This window comes from Roseateles sp., assembly GCF_049240545.1.
Classification (GTDB): Bacteria; Pseudomonadota; Gammaproteobacteria; order Burkholderiales; family Burkholderiaceae_C; genus Paucibacter_A.
Window position 1 is genome coordinate 1 of the sequence record NZ_JBMLSK010000057.1, and the last position, 1,119, is coordinate 1,119.

Genomic DNA, 1,119 nt, shown 5'->3' on the forward strand with positions numbered 1-1,119 from the left:
CGTGCCGCTGGATGTGATCCTGAATGAAGATGGGGTGGCGTGGCAGGGGGGGTGAGGGTTGCACGAGGACGCGTATCGCCTCGCTCTTGTCGAGATCGTCAAGGGTTCGCCTTGGTGCATGGATGCGCTGCGAGCGGTAGCGTCCCTCCGGCTTGGATCCTGGTGCATCGGCGCAGGCGCCGTGCGGAATCTGGTCTGGGACCATCTTCATGGGTACACGCAGCCCTCGCGGTTGCCGGACCTGGATGTCGCGTACTTCGATCCGCAGGACTTGAGTTCCGAGGCGGAAGGGGCGCTGCAGTCTGCACTGCAGTCTCTGATGCCTGATCTGCCGTGGGAGGTCACCAACCAGGCCGGCGTGCATCTGTGGTTCGAGAGCTGCTTCGGTCAGCCAGTGGCGCCCTTGCATTCCCTCCATGAAGCTGTGGCCAGTTGGCCCGAGTACGCAACCTGCGTCGGCGTCACGCTTGACGGTGCGCAGAACATCGACGTCATCTCCCCTTGGGGTCTGGACGACCTCTTCAGCATGGTGGTACGTCGCAACCCCATCCGGGCCAGCGCCCGGACTTATCTCCAACGTGTGAAGCAGAAGCAATACCTTCGACGATGGCCACGGGTCCGCGTGGTGGCATGAGGTACCTGCTCATCACACTCTTGATGGCCCTCGCTCATCGAGGGCCATCATCTGGCCTGGCAGATGACCTGCGATCGGCCTTGCGGCAAGCCATTCGGGTGAACGTCCAAGAGAACACCATGTCAGTCCCCATCGAAGTTCTCGCCCGGCAGTTGCTGCAACAGCCGGCATCGGATCGCATGCCGATGAGGACGTGTTATCTCCTCCGGGATCGTCTCTGACCAAGCCGGCACCACTGACACACTGTGGTGAAATCAAGATGTGGAAGCTTTGGCAATGACGGCCCCGAGACCCACCCGCGGTCTCGTCACGCTTCGGCGTGCCTTTCCGGCAGATGCGCTATGCCTGTCGGTGCTGGCCATGCAGGTATTCCTGGACACCTACGCCACCGACGGCATCCGCCCAGCCTTGGCCAGCACCGTGGTCTCGGCGTATTCGAAGGCCAGCTTCGATGAGGCGATCATGCACCCTCTTACGCGTATGGT

Annotated in this window: 3 protein-coding genes; 2 read left to right on the top strand and 1 reads right to left on the bottom strand. The window is 62.0% G+C overall.

The window, feature by feature from the left end; translation table 11 throughout:
- Positions 1-211, bottom strand: a 211-nt coding sequence (locus ACOVRJ_RS03635) for a hypothetical protein (RefSeq protein ID WP_422042544.1), incomplete at its 3' end; no start/stop codon positions are given.
- Here ACOVRJ_RS03635 and ACOVRJ_RS03640 point away from each other — a divergent pair.
- Positions 119-634 (top strand): nucleotidyltransferase family protein, encoded by a 516-nt coding sequence (locus tag ACOVRJ_RS03640; protein WP_422042542.1) that lies wholly within the window; start codon positions 119-121, stop codon positions 632-634. The two genes, ACOVRJ_RS03635 and ACOVRJ_RS03640, sit on opposite strands and share 93 nt — an antisense overlap.
- Positions 635-910: 276 nt before the next feature.
- Positions 911-1,119, top strand: a 209-nt coding sequence (locus ACOVRJ_RS03645; protein ID WP_422042543.1) for a hypothetical protein, incomplete at its 3' end; no start/stop codon positions are given.

Coding starts and splice junctions, on each gene's coding strand:
- ACOVRJ_RS03640 (WP_422042542.1), top strand. CDS start 119: ATGGATGCGCTGCGAGCGGTAGCGTCCCTCCGGCTTGGATCCTGGTGC.